The 15315-nt window shown below is 67.1% G+C and carries 16 protein-coding genes; 6 read left to right on the forward strand and 10 right to left on the reverse strand.

The features are described from left to right. Nucleotides 1–23 precede the first annotated feature (23 nt). Complete coding sequence (locus tag NX782_RS01120; RefSeq protein ID WP_258843635.1) at nucleotides 24–1070, forward strand: L-dopachrome tautomerase-related protein; 1047 nt, start codon at nucleotides 24–26, stop codon at nucleotides 1068–1070. Nucleotides 1071–1078: 8 nt separating this feature from the next. Here the strand turns inward: NX782_RS01120 and NX782_RS01125 are convergent, their stop codons facing one another. Both NX782_RS01125 and NX782_RS01130 read right to left on the reverse strand, forming a co-directional pair. After that, complete coding sequence (locus NX782_RS01125) at nucleotides 1079–1615, reverse strand: pyridoxamine 5'-phosphate oxidase family protein (RefSeq protein WP_258843636.1); 537 nt, start codon at nucleotides 1613–1615, stop codon at nucleotides 1079–1081. Nucleotides 1616–1714: 99 nt separating this feature from the next. Continuing rightward, entirely contained in the window at nucleotides 1715–1858 is a 144-nt protein-coding gene (locus tag NX782_RS01130) for a hypothetical protein (protein WP_258843637.1), read from the reverse strand. A 200-nt stretch (nucleotides 1859–2058) separates the two neighbouring features. On the opposite strand from NX782_RS01130, the gene NX782_RS01135 reads away from it, so the two are divergent. Together NX782_RS01135 and NX782_RS01140 are read left to right on the forward strand one after the other, a co-directional pair. Then, nucleotides 2059–2952: an AEC family transporter gene (locus NX782_RS01135; protein WP_258843638.1), complete on the forward strand. Its 894-nt coding sequence runs from the start codon at nucleotides 2059–2061 to the stop codon at nucleotides 2950–2952. Nucleotides 2953–3042: 90 nt separating this feature from the next. Further along, nucleotides 3043–4188 carry an L-dopachrome tautomerase-related protein gene (locus NX782_RS01140; protein ID WP_258843639.1) on the forward strand — a complete coding sequence of 382 codons (1146 nt, stop codon included), beginning with the start codon at nucleotides 3043–3045 and terminating at the stop codon, nucleotides 4186–4188. On the opposite strand, the gene NX782_RS01145 is transcribed toward NX782_RS01140, so the two are convergent. The 7 genes from NX782_RS01145 to NX782_RS01175 form a co-directional block, all read right to left on the reverse strand. Then, complete coding sequence (locus tag NX782_RS01145; protein ID WP_258843640.1) at nucleotides 4124–5113, reverse strand: DMT family transporter; 990 nt, start codon at nucleotides 5111–5113, stop codon at nucleotides 4124–4126. The genes NX782_RS01140 and NX782_RS01145 overlap by 65 nt on opposite strands. Before the next feature lie 67 nt (nucleotides 5114–5180). Then, nucleotides 5181–5636, reverse strand: a complete 456-nt coding sequence (locus NX782_RS01150) for a hypothetical protein (protein WP_258843641.1) — start codon at nucleotides 5634–5636, stop codon at nucleotides 5181–5183. An 8-nt stretch (nucleotides 5637–5644) separates the two neighbouring features. Next, the gene (locus NX782_RS01155; RefSeq protein WP_258843642.1) at nucleotides 5645–6412 is read right to left on the reverse strand and encodes a helix-turn-helix transcriptional regulator; all 768 of its coding nucleotides are present in this window, start codon (nucleotides 6410–6412) and stop codon (nucleotides 5645–5647) included. Between the two features lie 75 nt (nucleotides 6413–6487). After that, a complete protein-coding gene (locus tag NX782_RS01160) occupies nucleotides 6488–7876 on the reverse strand; it encodes an FAD-binding oxidoreductase (RefSeq protein WP_258843643.1) in 1389 nt (462 codons plus the stop codon). 93 nt (nucleotides 7877–7969) lie between these two features. Further along, a complete protein-coding gene (locus tag NX782_RS01165) occupies nucleotides 7970–8716 on the reverse strand; it encodes an SDR family NAD(P)-dependent oxidoreductase (RefSeq protein ID WP_258843644.1) in 747 nt (248 codons plus the stop codon). 15 nt (nucleotides 8717–8731) lie between these two features. Beyond that, on the reverse strand, nucleotides 8732–9919 hold the full coding sequence (gene pncB / locus NX782_RS01170; protein WP_258843645.1) for a nicotinate phosphoribosyltransferase: 1188 nt from the start codon (nucleotides 9917–9919) through the stop codon (nucleotides 8732–8734). A 14-nt stretch (nucleotides 9920–9933) separates the two neighbouring features. Further along, nucleotides 9934–10431 carry an SET domain-containing protein gene (locus NX782_RS01175; protein WP_258843646.1) on the reverse strand — a complete coding sequence of 166 codons (498 nt, stop codon included), beginning with the start codon at nucleotides 10429–10431 and terminating at the stop codon, nucleotides 9934–9936. A gap of 195 nt (nucleotides 10432–10626) precedes the next feature. Here NX782_RS01175 and NX782_RS01180 point away from each other — a divergent pair, with 195 nt between their 5' ends. From NX782_RS01180 to NX782_RS01190, 3 genes are all read left to right on the forward strand, one after another. Beyond that, nucleotides 10627–12033 carry a selenium-binding protein SBP56-related protein gene (locus NX782_RS01180; protein ID WP_258843647.1) on the forward strand — a complete coding sequence of 469 codons (1407 nt, stop codon included), beginning with the start codon at nucleotides 10627–10629 and terminating at the stop codon, nucleotides 12031–12033. Further along, nucleotides 12030–12686 carry a hypothetical protein gene (locus tag NX782_RS01185; RefSeq protein ID WP_258843648.1) on the forward strand — a complete coding sequence of 219 codons (657 nt, stop codon included), beginning with the start codon at nucleotides 12030–12032 and terminating at the stop codon, nucleotides 12684–12686. The genes NX782_RS01180 and NX782_RS01185 overlap by 4 nt, the downstream gene beginning before the upstream one ends. Nucleotides 12687–12762: 76 nt before the next feature. Continuing rightward, nucleotides 12763–13566 carry a sterol desaturase family protein gene (locus NX782_RS01190; RefSeq protein ID WP_258843650.1) on the forward strand — a complete coding sequence of 268 codons (804 nt, stop codon included), beginning with the start codon at nucleotides 12763–12765 and terminating at the stop codon, nucleotides 13564–13566. Here the strand turns inward: NX782_RS01190 and NX782_RS01195 are convergent. Then, nucleotides 13556–15232, reverse strand: coding sequence for an AMP-binding protein (locus NX782_RS01195; RefSeq protein WP_258843651.1), 1677 nt, complete (start codon nucleotides 15230–15232; stop codon nucleotides 13556–13558). The genes NX782_RS01190 and NX782_RS01195 overlap by 11 nt on opposite strands. Between the last annotated feature and the right edge of the window lie 83 nt (nucleotides 15233–15315).

Below are 15315 nucleotides of genomic sequence, written 5' to 3' on the forward strand. Positions count from 1 at the left end.
ACCAACAAGGAAAGGAAGAATCAATGACAGCAAGCATCGAACTCGTGGCCGATTTCGGCCATCAGGTGACCGGCGTCTCGGTCTCGGAAACCAACCGCATCTTCGTCAACTTCCCGCGCTGGACCGAGGACACGGCCATTTCGGTAGCGGAGCTGAAGGACGGCGAAGTCCAGCCCTACCCCGACGAAGAATGGAACGCCTGGCGCAACGCGAAAAAGGATGAGATCACCCCGGACGACCACTGGGTTTGTGTTCAGAGCATCGTGGCCGACCAGCGCGGCAGCCTGTGGGTGCTGGACCCGGCAGCGCCGGCCCAGGCCCACATGGTCTCGAAAGGCCCGAAGCTGGTCAGGATCGACCTGGCGACCGACAAGGTAGCGCAAGTCATCGCCTTCGACGAGGACGCCGCGCCGCAGGGTTCCTACCTGAACGACGTGCGTTTCTCGGATGACGGCAAGTATGCCTACATCACCGATTCCGGCGTGGTCGGCGCGCTGCTGGTGGTCGACATCGCCGCCGGCAAGACCGTGCGCCTGCTCGACGGCCATCCGTCGACGCAGATGAAGAAGGGCCTGAACGTGAAGGTGGACGGCAAGGAGCTGCGCCGTCCGGACGGCCGCGGCGTCGAGTTCTCGGCCGACGGCATCGAGCTGTCGAAGGACGGCCAATACCTGTACTGGCAGGCGATCAAGGGCGACGAGCTGTACCGCATCCCGACCGCCGCCCTGACCGGGCCCGGCATGCAGGGCGAAGACGTCTCGGGCCAGGTCGAGCAATACGGCACCAACGGCGTCAACGACGGCCTGCTGATCGCCCGCGGCACCGACAAGATGTACCTGAGCTCGGTGCAGGACAACAGCATCAAGGTGCGCGACCTGGCCGAGGGACCGCAGGCGCAGGCCCGGGTGGTGGTGCAGGACGAGCGCCTGCGCTGGCCGGACACCTTCAGCCAGGGACCGGACGGCACCATCTACGTGACCACCTCGCACATCCAGGATTCGGCCTTCTTCAAGCCGGATGCGCCGGCAGCCCTGCCGACGCAACTCTGGAAGCTGAACCTGGGCGCTTGAGTCCGCGCTTAAAAGCTCAGGCGGCCCTCGATCGAATCGTCGAGGGTCTTGCCGACCAGCGCGCCGACCGCCACCTTGGCGCCGGCAACGACCGTGCCGTGCTTGTTGTCCCAGTAGTAGCCCGACTGCGGCCGAAAGCGGATCACGGTGATGCGCGGGTCGTCCTCGCCTTCGGTGAACCAGGTCTTCAGCATGCTGTTCCACAGGTCATGGATCCTGGCCTTGTCCTGCATGACTTCGGCCTGGCCTTCGAGCTCGAGGAAGCCGGCGTGGTGGCCGAGCTGGAAGTAGAGCTTGACGGCCGGGTTGGCGGCCAGCTCCTGGTTCTTGTGGCTGTCGCTGGCGCTCAGGAACCACAGGTTGCCGGCGTCGTCGGTCTGGCGCACGCTCATCGGGCGCACGCCATTGGTTTCGCCGGTCGCCGTGGCGGTCACGAAAAAGCAGGTCTCGGCGTCATCGGCCATGTCCTTGACGCGCTTGACGGCGTCATGGCCGCTGAGATCCTTGCGGTTGTTTTCGGGCTGGTTGCGGTTGATCGAATCCATAGTCCTCTCCGAAGGCCGGGATGGCCGATGCGAGGACTGTAAGTGCGCGGCGCCGTGCCGACTGTGCGCCGGCGAACGGCGCGCCCGGAAATTTGACGATTATTTGACGATTGATGTTTGGCTGGCGGCCGGCAGGCTGGTGTCGGCATGGGCCAGTCCCAGGCTGGCGGCGGCCACCAGCAGGGCCAGGGCGACCAGCGGACCGAGGCGGCGCAGGCGGGTGGAAGGCAGGGAACGGCGCATGATGAGGTCTCCTTGGTGTATTTATGCAGGGAACATTCGACTCAGCATACCAAGGCTTGCGTGGCAAAAATACGCGAATTGTAACGACTGACTCGAAAGCAACACTCTCGGTGTGGAACTGATAAGCTGGCGGGCATGACGATCCGTTCAAGGGTGGCCAGCCATCCTCACATTCAGGTGCAGACCATGCTGTGGCGCGCATGAGTTTCACGCTCCTGCTCCCCATCTTCCTGCTTGCCGGCCTCGGCGCCCTGCTGGTGCAACTGCCCTGGCTGAAGCCGGGCTGGCATGCCGGCGCCACCGAGCTGACCGCGAAGTTCCTGGTGCCCTGCCTGCTGTTCGTCAGCGCCTGGCGCACGGGTATGCCGGCGTCGATGTCGTGGAAGGTGCTGTGCGCTTTCTATCTGCCGCTGGGCCTGCTGTTCCTGGCCGCGCGCCTGCTCGCGGCCGGCCGTGGCGGCGGTGCCGCGGCGGCGCTGGCCGCCACCTACTCGAACACGGTGTTCGTCGGCGTGCCGGTGCTGGTCCAGGTACTGGGCGAAGGCAGCCTGCAGTTCGCCTATCCGGTCATCGCCTTCCACAGCCTGTTCTGCTTCACGCTCTACCACCTGAGCGAGGATCGCGCACCGTCGGGCTGGCTCGGCCCGCTGCTGAACACGCTGAAGAATCCGATCGTTGCCGCGCTGCTGCTGGGCCTGGCGCTGAATCTGGCGCGGGTCGGGCTGCCACAGCCGCTGCTGCGCGCGCTCGGCATGCTGGGCGCCGCCGCCCTGCCCTGTGCGCTGCTGTCGCTCGGCGCCTCGGTGGCCACACTCAAACCCGGCCGCTGGGCCGCCACCGGCGCCATCGTGCTGGCCAAGCTCTTGCTCCTGCCGCTGGGCGTGGCGCTGCTGTCGGTGTTCGTGTTCCACCTGCCGATGGCGGCGGCGATGGTGCTGATCGTGCTGGCGTCCTGCCCGGTCGGCATCAACGCGGCCTTCGTCGTCAAGCCGGCGGGCGACGGCACGCAACTGGTCCATTCCGCCATCCTGCTGTCCAGCCTGCTCTGCGCGGCGACGATGCCGGCCTGGCTGTGGGCGCTGCGGCATTTTTGAAGCCGATTCCTAGCCGCTAACCAGCGTACGCCTACCCGAATGGCGTCGGCGTCATGCCAGACTGATGGCCTGACCGATAAGGAGGCCGACATGACGCTGAGACGCAGTCTGTCCGTAATCGCATTGGCGGGTGCCGCTTTTTCGAGCCTGGCCTGGCTGCTCCCGGCCTCGGGCTGGACCGGCAATACCGCCGCCGTGGAACCCGTGGCGCAATTCGCGCACCAGGTTACCGGCGTTACCGTCACGGAAGGCGGACGGATCTTCGTCAACTTCCCGCGCTGGACCGAAGACAGTCCAATCTCCGTCGCCGAAGTGATGCGCGACGGCAGTCTGCGGCCCTACCCGGACGCCCGCTGGAATGCCTGGCGCAACGTCCGTGCCGACGAACTCGATCCGGCCCGTTACTGGGTCTGCGTGCAGAGCGTAGTGGCCGATGGCCGCGGCAGCGTGTGGGTGCTCGACCCGGCCGCGCCCGCCGTCGACGGCCTGGTGCCGGGCGGGCCGAAGCTGGTCCGCATCGATCTGGCCAGCAACCGCGTGGCCCAGGTGATCCGCTTCGACCAGAGCGTTGCGATTCCCGGGTCCTACCTGAACGATGTCCGCTTCTCGAAGGATGGCCGGTTTGCCTTCATCACCGATTCCGGGCAGCGCGGCGCCCTCGTCGTGGTCGAGCTGGCCAGCGGCCAGGCACGCCGCGTGCTGGACGGCCATCCCTCGACCCAGCCGGAACGCGGCGTGGTGGTGGAAACCGACGGCCGTCCGCTGCGCTATCCGGATGGCCGCAAGGTGCGCTTCGCGGCGGACAGCATCGCCCTGTCCAATGATGGCGCCTACCTCTACTGGAAGCCGCTCACCGGCAACACGCTGTACCGGATCCAGGCGGCGGTACTGGAAACCCGCGGCTTCGCCGGCCAGGACGTGTCCGGCAACGTGCAGGTCTACGGCCAGGTCGGCCCCACCGACGGCTTCTGGATCGGGCGCCACAGCCAGACCCTGTTCATCACCTCGATCGAAGACAACGCGGTCAAGGCGCGCGACCTGAGCCAGGGCCCGGCGGGCGGCGTGCGCGTGGTGGCCCAGGATCCGCGCCTCCGCTGGCCTGACACCCTGAGCCAGGGACCGGACGGCAGCCTCTACGTGACGAGTTCGCGCATCCAGGACTCCGCGTTCTTCAACCGGGATGCGCCCCTTGCCCTGCCGACGCAGTTGTGGCGGCTGCGCCTGCCTGGCGATTGATCTTGCGCTCCCGGTGCGCCGAGGCACAGCTCAGCACGCCCGCGATCAGCAGCGCCATCGCCAGCCATTCCAGCCCGGTCGGCAGGCGCTGTTCCCAGATGAAGCCGTAGAGCAGCGCGAACAGGGTCTCGAACACGATCATCTGGCCGGTCATGGTCAGCGGCAGCAGGCGGCTGGCGTGGTTCCACAGGGCGTTGCCGACCACCGAGCACAGGATCGCCACGGTGGTGACGAGGCCGGCGAAGTAAAGCCAGGACGAGGTCGCATGCGTCCCCGGATGCAGGATGAAAGCCGGCACCGCCAGCAGCAGCGCCTGCAGACCGGTGACGAGCCCGACCAGCAGGCTCCAGTCATTCGCCGAGACGCCCTTCAGGCGCGCCAACGCACGGCTGTTGCCGACCGCGTACAGGGTCCAGGACACCAGCGAACCGGTCGCGCACAGCAGGCCGATGAGCGCCGCCTGCATGGTCCCATGGCGCGGCGCGGACAGCGACTGCCAGCTGATGCAGACCAGCCCGGCAATGCCCAGTGCCAGCGAGGGCAGCAGCCGCAGCAGCGGCGCGGCATCGACGTCGCGCCGGCCCGCCAGCGTGACCGTCACCGGCAGCAGGCCGATGATCAGCGAGGTCATGGCCACCCCGCCCAGTTGCACGGCATTCGCCAGGAACACGTAATAGATGATGTTGCCGGCGAAACTGAGCCAGGCCAGCGTGCGCCAGTCGCGCCAGCCCAGCATCGGGCGCACGCGCCGCCAGGACGGCGCCAGCAGCACGGCCGCCACCAGTCCATAGGCCAGGTAGCGGCCGGCAGAGAGCTGCAGCGGCGAAAAGCCGCGCGTCAGCTCGGGGGTCAGGAAGACCAGGCCCCAGAAGGCGCCGGCCAGGATGCTCGCGCCGATGCCGAGCCAGTGATTTCGTGTAAGCATGTAAGTAAAACCTCCCGAGCGGGCATGATGGGGGAACCGCTCGGATAATTCTTGACCTGGCCTCGCGCTAGATTGACCTTTTCTGCAGGTCCGCATCGCGCCGGACCCGCAGCCACCAGTACGCAAAGCCCGCCCCGCCGGCCCAGAGCGCGGGCTCGCTATTGAAGAAAACGATCCAGCCGAAGTTCGCCCAGACCGCATGCCCGTTCTCGATCAGCTGCCTGCCGTCGATCCGCAGGTAACTGGTCGGGCCGGGGATCAGCATGGGTGCCACCGACACGGCCAGCACCACGGCCGCGGGCACGGCAACGTAGCCGAACGCACGCCGGCAGCGCCAGGCCTTCATGGCGACGAGCGCCGGCAGCAGGACCAGGGCTGTCGCGCCGAGCGCGAGCGGGACCGCAAACAGGGACAGCATCACGAAGCTCGCGGGATTGCCTTGCGCCAGCCCGAACCGCAGCGAGCAAAGCAAGGCCGCGGCCAGGGCGCAGCCGAAGGCGGTCAGCAAGTCGCGCGTGTTCAAGCCGGATGTCATCCGCCCGGGCTTCGCTGCCGGCGCCGGTAAGCCGCCGGCGTCATCCCGGTGGCCTTGCGCAGCGCCCGCGTCAGGGCGCTCTGCTCCGAAAAACCGGCGCGCAGCGCGATCTCGGCAATCGGCGCGTCGCTGCCCGCCAGCCATTCGCGCGCGCGCTCCAGGCGCCGCGCCAGCAGCCAGGCATGCGGCGTGCTGTCGTGCTCCTCGCGGAACAGCGCATGCAGGCGGCTGACGCTGAAGCCGGCGGCGCGCGCCATCGATTCCGTGCTCCACGGCAGGCCGGGCTCGGCCTCGATCCGGGCCAGCAGCGCGGCCAGGCGCGATGCCGGGCGCGGCGTGCCCAGCGCCAGGGTGTCCACCAGCAGCGGCACCCAGCCCCGCAGGACCGCGGGCGTGACCACAGGCGCCGCCGATGGCGAACCCGCGCCGGCCTGGGTCATCAGCGCCATGAACTCGACCAGCTTGCGCGCGGCCGGTCCCAGCGGCGCGAACGGGCGTTCGAACAGGCGCCCTGCGGTCTCCGGCGCCAGCCCCTCGGCGGCGATGTCGACGATGAACGAGCGGTTGCCGGCATCGCCGACCTGGGCATGCCAGGCGCCGGGCGCGACGAAGCCGGCGCGCAGCGGATCCAGCATGCCCTGCCGCCCTTCGACCTCGAGCAGCAGCGCGCCGCGCAGCGGCAGCACCAGCTGGCCGTAGTCGTGGCGGTCCGGGGCGCTGAGCGCGCCGTAGCTGCGCAGGTGGAGGTCGACGGTGGAAACCATCGGGCTAGTGTAGCACCAGGCCGAGGGGTCCCGGAAGCCGCCGCGAGGACGGCCTCCGGGCATCGATCCGACGCGTCATGCGTCAGGACGGATGTTGTGGTTGAAGCGGAACAGGTTGTCGGGGTCGTAGCGCTGCTTGATCGCCTGCAGGCGCCCGTAGTTGGGACCGTAGGCTTCGCGGATGCGCGTTCCCTCGTCCTGGGTCAGGAAGTTGATGTAGACGCTGCCGGCGGCGTGCGGCGCGGCGGCAGCGAAGAATTCGCGCGCCCAGCTCACCACCTTGTCGTCGTCCGCAGGATCGATCCAGCGTCCGTGCACGTTCATCGCGAACTGCACGTCGCGGTGCGGGTAGGCGGTGGCGTCGGGCGGCAGCGTATTCGCCTTGCCGCCGATCAGGCCGAGGAAGATCTCGCAGTGCGGCGTCGGCACCGCGCCGGCGTAGCGCAGCACCACGTCGATGGCTTCGTCGGACAGGCGCGTGAAGTTGTGCGATTTCCAGTAGTTGCGCGCACCTGGCGCCAGCAGCGGATCGAAGGCCTTTTGCCAGGCTTCGTAGGGCACGGCGCCGACGTGCTCGCCCAGCACCTGGCCGAAGCCGCGTATTTGTTCGAGCATGGGCGCCACCGCATCCGGCGCCTGCGGCGAGAACAGCGCCAGCGCGACGATGGGCGTGCCGTGCAAGTCGGCCGCCAGGAAGGGCAGCGGCGGCGCCTGGCGCAGCACGGCCCAGACGCTCATCTCGTCGGGCAGCGCGTCGACGAAGTCGCGGTAATGCCGCATCACCTGCTGCGCCTGCGCGGCCGGGAACACGACCAGCCCGGCCGTGACTTCGGGTCCGACCGGGTGCAGGGCGAACTGGAACAGCGTGACCACGCCAAAATTGCCGCCGCCGCCGCGGATGGCCCAGAACAGGTCGGGCTCGTCCTCTTCACTGGCCCAGTGGCGCCGGCCGTCGGCGGTGACGACTTCGGCGCCGACCAGGTTGTCGACCGCCAGGCCATGCATGCGGCTCAGCCAGCCGAAGCCGCCGCCCAGGGTCAGGCCGGCGGCGCCGGTGGTCGAGTTGATGCCGAGCGGGACCGCCAGGCCGCAGGGTTGGGTTTCATGGTCGATGTCGGACAGCAGCGCGCCGCCGCCGGCCCAGGCAAGGCGCGAACGCGGGTCCACGTGGACGTCGCGCATCGGCGACAGGTCGATCACCATGCCGTCCTCGCACAATGCGCTGCCGGCGATGTTGTGGCCGCCGCCTTTCACGGCCAGCGGCAAGCCGTTCTCGCGCGCGAAGTTCACGCTTGCCACCACGTCGGCGGTGCCGGCGCAGCGCGCGATCATGGCGGGACGGCGGTCGATCATGGCGTTCCAGATCGCGCGCGCGTCGTCGTAGCCGGGGTCGCCCGGCTGCAGCACCGGTTCCCGCAGCGTGGCCTTGAATGCATCGACCACTTCGTTTTTCATGTTCGTCATGCTTGCACCCCCAGCAGGTCGGCGCCGGCCGGCGCCGTCCTATGCAGGATAGGTGCTATGAAGCGATGTGCAAGCGATGTCGTCGCTGGAAGATCAAAGCCGTACCAGGCGCCCGCCATCCACGCGCAGCTCGGCGCCCCAGATGAAGGCGGCATCCTCGCCGCACAGGAAGGCGATGGCGGCGGCGATATCGTCGGGGGTGCCGACTTCGGCCTTGTTGATGACTTCGGCGCCGGAGCGCACGTTCGGGTTATCCCATAACATCGGCGTGTCGACCGCACCCGGCAGCACCACGTTCACGCGCACGCCCTTGGGCTTGCCCTCCAGCGCCGCCGAGCGGGTCAGCGACAGCAGCGCGGTCTTGGCCGCCGCATAGGGCGCGACCAGCGGCTCGGTCTCGACCGCGTGCACGCTGGAGACGTTGACCACCGCCCCGCCGCCCTTCATCTTGAGGAAGGCTTGCTTGATGAAGAGGAAGGCGCCGAGCAGGTCGACGCCGAGGATGCGCTGCCAGTCCTGGACGGTCTGCTCTTCGATGGGCTTGAACATCATCAGGCCGGCATTGTTGACGACGATGTCCCAATGGCCGAAGCGGGCGATGGCCTCGTCCGCCGCGGCCACGACCTGGTCTTCGCGGCTGACGTCGCAGACCACGGTGGCGATGCGCCTGGGGTCGGCCTTGGCTTCAAGCGCCAGCTGCGACGCCGCCGCCTCGAGCTTGTCCTGGTTCAGGTCGGCCAGCAGCACGCTGGCGCCATCCCTCAGCAGGCGGCGCGCGGTGGCAAGACCGATGCCGCCGGCCGCGCCGGTCACGATGGCACTGCGCCCGTCGAGCTTCACGGCCGGCCTCCTTTTTCAAATGTGCTGGTCGAACACCTGCCGCAGATAGGCGATAAAGGTCTCGTCGGTACCCATGCCCTTGCCCGGGCTGTCGGACAGCTTGGCCACCGGCTGGCCATTGCAGCGGGTGAGCTTCATGACGATGTTCAGCGGCTCGTACTGGGTATCGTTGGTGAGCTTGGTGCCGATGCCGAAGCCCAGCTGCACGCGGTCGGCGAAGTGGCGGTACAGGTTCAGCGCCTTCGGCACCGTCAGCGCATCCGAGAATACCAGGCGCTTGGTGCGGGCGTCGATGCGCAGCTTGGCGTAGTGGGCAATCGCCTTCTCGCCCCACTCGATGGGGTCGCCGGAATCGTGGCGCAGGCCGTCGAACAGCTTGGCGAAATACAGGTCGAAGTCGCGCAGGAAAGCGTCCATGCCGACCACGTCGGTCAGCGCCGTGCCGAGGTCGCCGCGGTATTCCTGCACCCAGTCTTCCAGCGCCTTCTTCTGGAAATCGCGCAGGCGCACGTCGAAGGATTGGAAAGCCTGCATGTATTCGTGCGCCATGGTCCCGATCGGCACCAGGTTGAATTTCTTGGCCAGGTAGACGTTCGAGGTGCCCTTGAAGAAGCGCGGCAGTTCGCGCGCCATGGTCTCGACGACCTCTTCGTGCCACTCGCCGGAAAAGCGGCGGCGCACGCCGAAGTCGAAGAACTCGAAGGGGTTCAGGCGCTTGGGTTCGAGGTCGAAGGCGCGGAATTCCTCGACCTTCTGCGCCAGGCGCTTGCGGCCCTCCTCCAGCGCCGCGGCCTGGTCGAAGCGGCGGAAGTAGAGTTCGTTGACGATGTAGAGCACGAAGATCTCGAAGCCCATCACGTGCACGATCGGGCCGCAGGCGCGGATGCGCAGGTGCGGGCCGTCGGTCTCGACCTGGATGAACTTGCGCTGGAAGCGGAACAGGGTCAGGTAGTCGGCGAAGTCGCTCTTGATGAAGCGCAGCGTGCGCAGGTAGTTCACTTCGTCCTCGGTGAACATCATCTCGCACAGCAGGTCCAGCTCGCGCTCGACGTCGTCCTTCAGTTCGGCCAGCGGATAGGCCGGCGTGTTGCGGCACTTGAATTCGTATTCGCCGGTGGCGCCCGGATGCATGTGCAGGAAGGCCTGCCACATCGTGAATTTGTAGAGATCGGTCTCTAACAGGCTGCGGACAACGGGTTTCATGAAGACCTTTCTATTCAGGCGGCAGCGGCGGTGCTCGTGCCGGTACGCTTTCTGGTGCGGCGCTTCGGCGCCAGCATGGTGCCGCTGCAGGACGGCGCGCCGCAGCGGCAGGCGAACAGGCGCTTGAGTGCCGGCGTGTGCCGCTCGTCGTAGATGAGCGCGTAGTTGTAGTTCAGTTCCTCTCCCTCGTCGATATCGCGCAGGGCGTGAATCCAGACCCGGCCGTCTTCCTCATAGGCTTCGCAGTTCGGCTCGCAGGCATGGTTGATCCAGCGCGCATCGTTGCCGCGGCTGCCGCCGTCGATCACATTGCCGTCGGCGAGGCTGAAATAGAAGGTGTGGTTGACGGGACCGCCGCGCTCGACGGCGCGCTGGGTGGCGTCATCCCAGGAGATGCGTTCGCCGCGGTATTCGATGATGCGTTCCCCGGCGCCGATCGGGCGCAGCGCGAACACGCCATTGCCGTGTACCGGAGACTTCCTGACTTCGTAGCTTTTCGCAGATGGGCTCATTACAGATTCGTGGACGGTGGATGAACGAAGAGGATGCCTATTATTGACCGAAAAGCATGATTCGTGCCGCACGCGAATGGTTTTTGATCTGACCTATGGCAAGAGAGATCGGCGGCGTCCTTGACAGTCTCCAAGGCGGGGCACAGTCTTGAAGGCTCGGCCGATTTTCGCTGCTTTCTTGAATGAGGAGCCATCATGCTGCAAACCATGCGTCCTGATCCCACATTCCATCCCTCGCCGCGGCTGGCGATGGAAGCGGAACCCGAACGGATCGCCTACACGGTGCTGCTGTCGCCCGACCGCTCGCAACCCGATGCGCTGGCGGTCGTCGACGTCGATCCGGCGTCAAACACTTACGGCACGGTGATCGACCGGCTGGTCATGCCCAACCTGGGCGACGAATTCCACCACTTCGGCTGGAATGCCTGCAGCTCGGCGCTGTCGCCGATGTCCGGCCACGCGCACCTGCAACGCCGCTTTCTTGTCATTCCCGGCATCCGCTCCTCGCGCATCTACATCGTCGACACCCAACCCGATCCGCGCAAGCCGCAACTGGTCAAGACCATCGAACCCGAAGAGCTGCTGCGCAAGACCGGCTACTCGCGGCCCCACACCGTGCACTGCGGCCCGGAAGGCATCTACATCAGCACCCTGGGCGGCGCCGGCGCCGACGGCACCCAGGGGCCGCCGGGCATCGCCATCATGGATTGCGAAAACTTCGAGATCCTCGGGCGCTGGGAGATCGAGCGTGGGCCGCAGAAGCTGCACTACGACTTCTGGTGGAACCTGCCGCGCGACTACATGGTGTCGAGCGAATGGGGTCTGCCGCCGCAGTTCGAGAACGGCATCGTCGCCGAGGATCTGCTGGCCAATAAATACGGCCACGCCGTGCATTTCTGGAGCCTGCGCGAGCGCAAGCACCTGCAGACCATCGACCTGGGCAGCAATCACCAGATGGCGCTCGAGATCCGCCCGGCCCACGACCCGACGCGCGAATACGGCTTCCTGGGCGTGGTGGTCGACACCACCAACCTGGAAGGCTCGATCTGGACCTGGTACCGCGAAAACGGCGAGTTCCACATCAGGAAAACCGCCACCATCCCGCCCGAGCCGGCCGAGGCCGACCAGCTGCCGCCGCTGCTGAAGGGCTTCGGCGCGGTGCCGCCCCTGATCAGCGACATCGACCTCTCGCTCGACGACCGCTTCCTGTACGTGGCCTGCTGGGGTACCGGCGAGCTGCGCCAGTACGACGTGAGCGACCCGATGCACCCCAGACTGACGGGCAGCGTGCGCGCCGGCGGCATCGCCCGCCATGCGCAGCACCCGAGCGGCCGGCCGATCGGCGGCGGCCCGCAGATGACCGAGATCAGCCGCGACGGCAAGCGGGTCTACTTCACCAATTCGCTGTACAGCAGCTGGGATGCGCAGTTCTATCCGGACGGCGTGCCGGGTGTGCAGCTGATGTGCAAGGTGGGCGAGAACGGCGGCATTGAGCTCGACCCCGCCTTCTACGTCGACTTCGGGCCGGATTACGCGGCGCACCAGATCCGCCTGCAGGGCGGCGACTGCTCGACCGATTCGTTCTGCTATCCATCTGCTTGAATACCGGCGTCCTCTGGCTCGCGGTGATCGGCCTGGGCCTCTACCATGGCCTGAACCCGGCCATGGGCTGGCCGCTGGCGGTCGCGAACGGCATGGCGGACCGGCGCGCGGCCTCGGTATTCGCCACCCTGCTGCCGCTGGGCGGCGGACACTTTGCCGCCATCGCCGTGGGGCTGGCGCCCTTCGCCCTGCTCAGCTGGTATGTGGCATGGAGCCAGGCGATCCGCATCGGCGCCGGCGCGGCGGTGCTGCTGTTCGGCGTGTTCAAGCTGATCAACCGGCGCCACCCGCGCCTGCTGGCGCGCATTCCGCCGACCCGGCTGGCGTGGTGGTCCTTCCTGATGGCGACCGCCCACGGCGCCGGGCTGATGCTGGCGCCCTTCATGCTCGGGCTGTGCGCCGCGCCGGGGCACGATGCGCTCGCGGCCGGGCTGGCGCGGGCGCAGGCGAACATCGGCACGAATCTCGCCGCCACGGTGCTGGTCGCCACCGTGCACACGCTCGCCACCCTGCTGGCCGGTATGGCCATGGCATGGATCGTCTACCGTTATCTCGGCCTGCGCTTCCTGCGGCGCGCCTGGCTCAACCTCGATGCGGTCTGGGGCGCCAGCCTGGTGCTTGCCGGCGCCGCCGGGATCGGCCTGGCGCTGTAACACAGGATAATGTAGACAACATGGTCTAGATGGCTTACATTTGCTTCTTCTGCAAGCTCGAACAAGGAGGAAGCAATTGAGCGACTCGCTGGCGCTGCCCTACCATTTTCAGTTCTGGCTCAAACGTGCAGGCGCGAGCGTCTGGACCAACGCCATGATCTATCTGATCGTCGCCACCTTGTTCACTGCCGCCTGGCTGTGGTGGCGTGCCCGGCCTGCGCGCCGCGCACCCTTGCAGCAAAAGCCCGTGGCGGCAAGGCAGATCGGCCGCGAACTGCTCGCCAGCATCGGGCCGGTGCTGGTATTCGGGCTGTTCGTGCCGGTGCTGTTCCTGTTTGGCCTGGGCAAGCACACGCAGGTGTACCGCCATATCGGGGAACGCGGCTGGCCGTATTTCTTCTTCAGCATCGTCCTGCTCCTGCTGATCCAGGACACCTGGTTTTACTGGACCCATCGCCTGATGCACCACCGCCGGCTGTTTCGCTGGTTCCACCTGCAGCATCACCGCTCGGTCAATCCGAATCCCTGGAGCACCTATTCGATGAGCCTGCTGGAGGCGCTCGTGCTCAGCGGCGTGAACCTGATCGTGCTGTTTGCCGTACCGGCCCACCTCACTGCCCTGATGATCGCCGGCTGGCTGAACGTGATCTACGGCGTGTACGGGCACCTGGGCTACGAGCTGTATCCGCCTTCGATGAGCCGGCATTGGCTGGGGCGGTGGATCAACACCGCGACCGCGCACAACGCCCACCATGCGAAGGGGCGCCACAACTATGGCTACTACTTCCTGATCTGGGACCGGCTGATGGGGACCATCGACCCGGCGACCGCGCAGCATCACGAGACCCGCCCCCAGCCGGCCCAATCGGTCAAGCTGTGAAATCCTCCTCGCGGTACTCGGTCCCCGTCCGTCCGCCTGCCTGCTCGGCCTTGCGCAGCTCGACCCGGCGGATCTTGCCGGAGATCGTCTTCGGCAGCTCGGTGAACTCCATGCGCCGGATCCGCTTATAGGGCGACAGCCGTTCGCGCGCAAAAGCGAAGATCGCGCCGGCCAGTTCGCGGGTCGGCTCGACGCCCGGCCGCAGCGTGACGAAGGCTTTCGGCACCGACAGGCGCAGCGGATCGGGGCTCGGCACGATCGCCGCTTCCAGCACGTCCGGGTGCTCGATCAGCACGCTCTCCAGCTCGAAGGGGCTGATGCGGTAGTCGGAGGACTTGAACACGTCGTCGTTGCGGCCGACGTAGAAGTAGTAGCCGTCTTCGTCGACGGTGGCGGTGTCGCCGGTGTGGTAGTGGCCGCCGCGCATCACGTCCGCGGTCTTGGCTTCGTCGCCTTCGTAGCACAGTATCAGACCCAGCGGTGCAGGGTCCAGCACGAGCGAGATTTCGCCCTCCTGGGCCGGCTGTTCGTCGAGGTCGAGCAGGGTTACCTTGTAGCCCGGCAGCGGTCGTCCCATCGAGCCCGGCTTGACGAGCTGGCCTGGCGGATTACCGATCTGGCAGGTGGTCTCGGACTGGCCGAAACCGTCGCGGATGCGGATGCCCCAGGCGCGTTCGACCTGCTCGATGACTTCCGGATTCAGCGGCTCGCCGGCGCCGACCAGCTCGCGCAGCGGCGGCTTCCACGCCGTGAGGTCTTCCTTGATCATCATGCGCCAGACCGTGGGCGGCGCACACAGCGAGGTCACGCCGCAGCGGCAGATCACGTCCAGGCAGGCGCGCGCCGAAAAGCGCTCGTAGTTGTAGACGAAGATGGTGGCGCCGGCATTCCAGGGCGCGAAGAAGCAGCTCCAGGCATGCTTGGCCCAGCCGGGCGAAGAGATGTTCCAGTGGACGTCGCCCTGCTTCAGGCCGATCCAGTACATGGTCGACAGGTGGCCGACCGGATAGCTCTGGTGGCTGTGCAGCACCAGTTTCGGCTTGGCGGTGGTGCCCGAGGTGAAGTAGAGCAGCAGCGGATCGGTGGCGCGCGTGACGCCTTCGGCAGTGAACTGCTGCTGCGCCGTGGCGCTGTCGGCGAAGTCGCGCCAGCCCTCGGGCACAGTGCCGACCGCGATGCGGGTATAGTCCCCTGGGAGCGTTGCGAACTTGTGCGCTTCCGAGGCCTGCGCGATCACGTGGCGGATGTGGCCGCGCTGCAGGCGGTCTTCGAGGTCGGCCGGCGACACCAGCATGGTGGTCGGCACCAGCACCGCGCCCAGCTTGATCCCGGCCAGCATGATCTCCCACAGCTCGACGCGGTTGGGCAGCATGAGCAGCACGCGATCGCCGCGTTGGACGCCCTGCGCGCGCAGCCAGTTGGCCACCTGGCTTGACCTCGCCGACATGTCGGCGTAGCTGATCTTCCTTTCGCTGCCGTCTTCCTCGACCACCCACAGGGCCGGGGTGTCGCTGCCTTTTGCCTGGACGTCGAAGTAATCGAGCGCCCAGTTGAACGCATCGAGTTCGGGCGCGCAGTAGTCGCGGTAGGCGGTGTCGTAGTCGAGGCGGTGCTGTTGCAGGAAGTCGCGCGCCTGGATGAAGCGCTCGTGGGGGGATGCGGCCATGGCTGTCTCCTTGTATGTTCTGTTTCGAACATTCTGCCATGGCTTACGGCCGTGCGGTCACACGAAGCTTGTGCGTGGGCACG

Source organism: Massilia norwichensis (genome assembly GCF_024753245.1).
GTDB classification, from domain to species: Bacteria; Pseudomonadota; Gammaproteobacteria; order Burkholderiales; family Burkholderiaceae_D; genus Telluria; species Telluria norwichensis.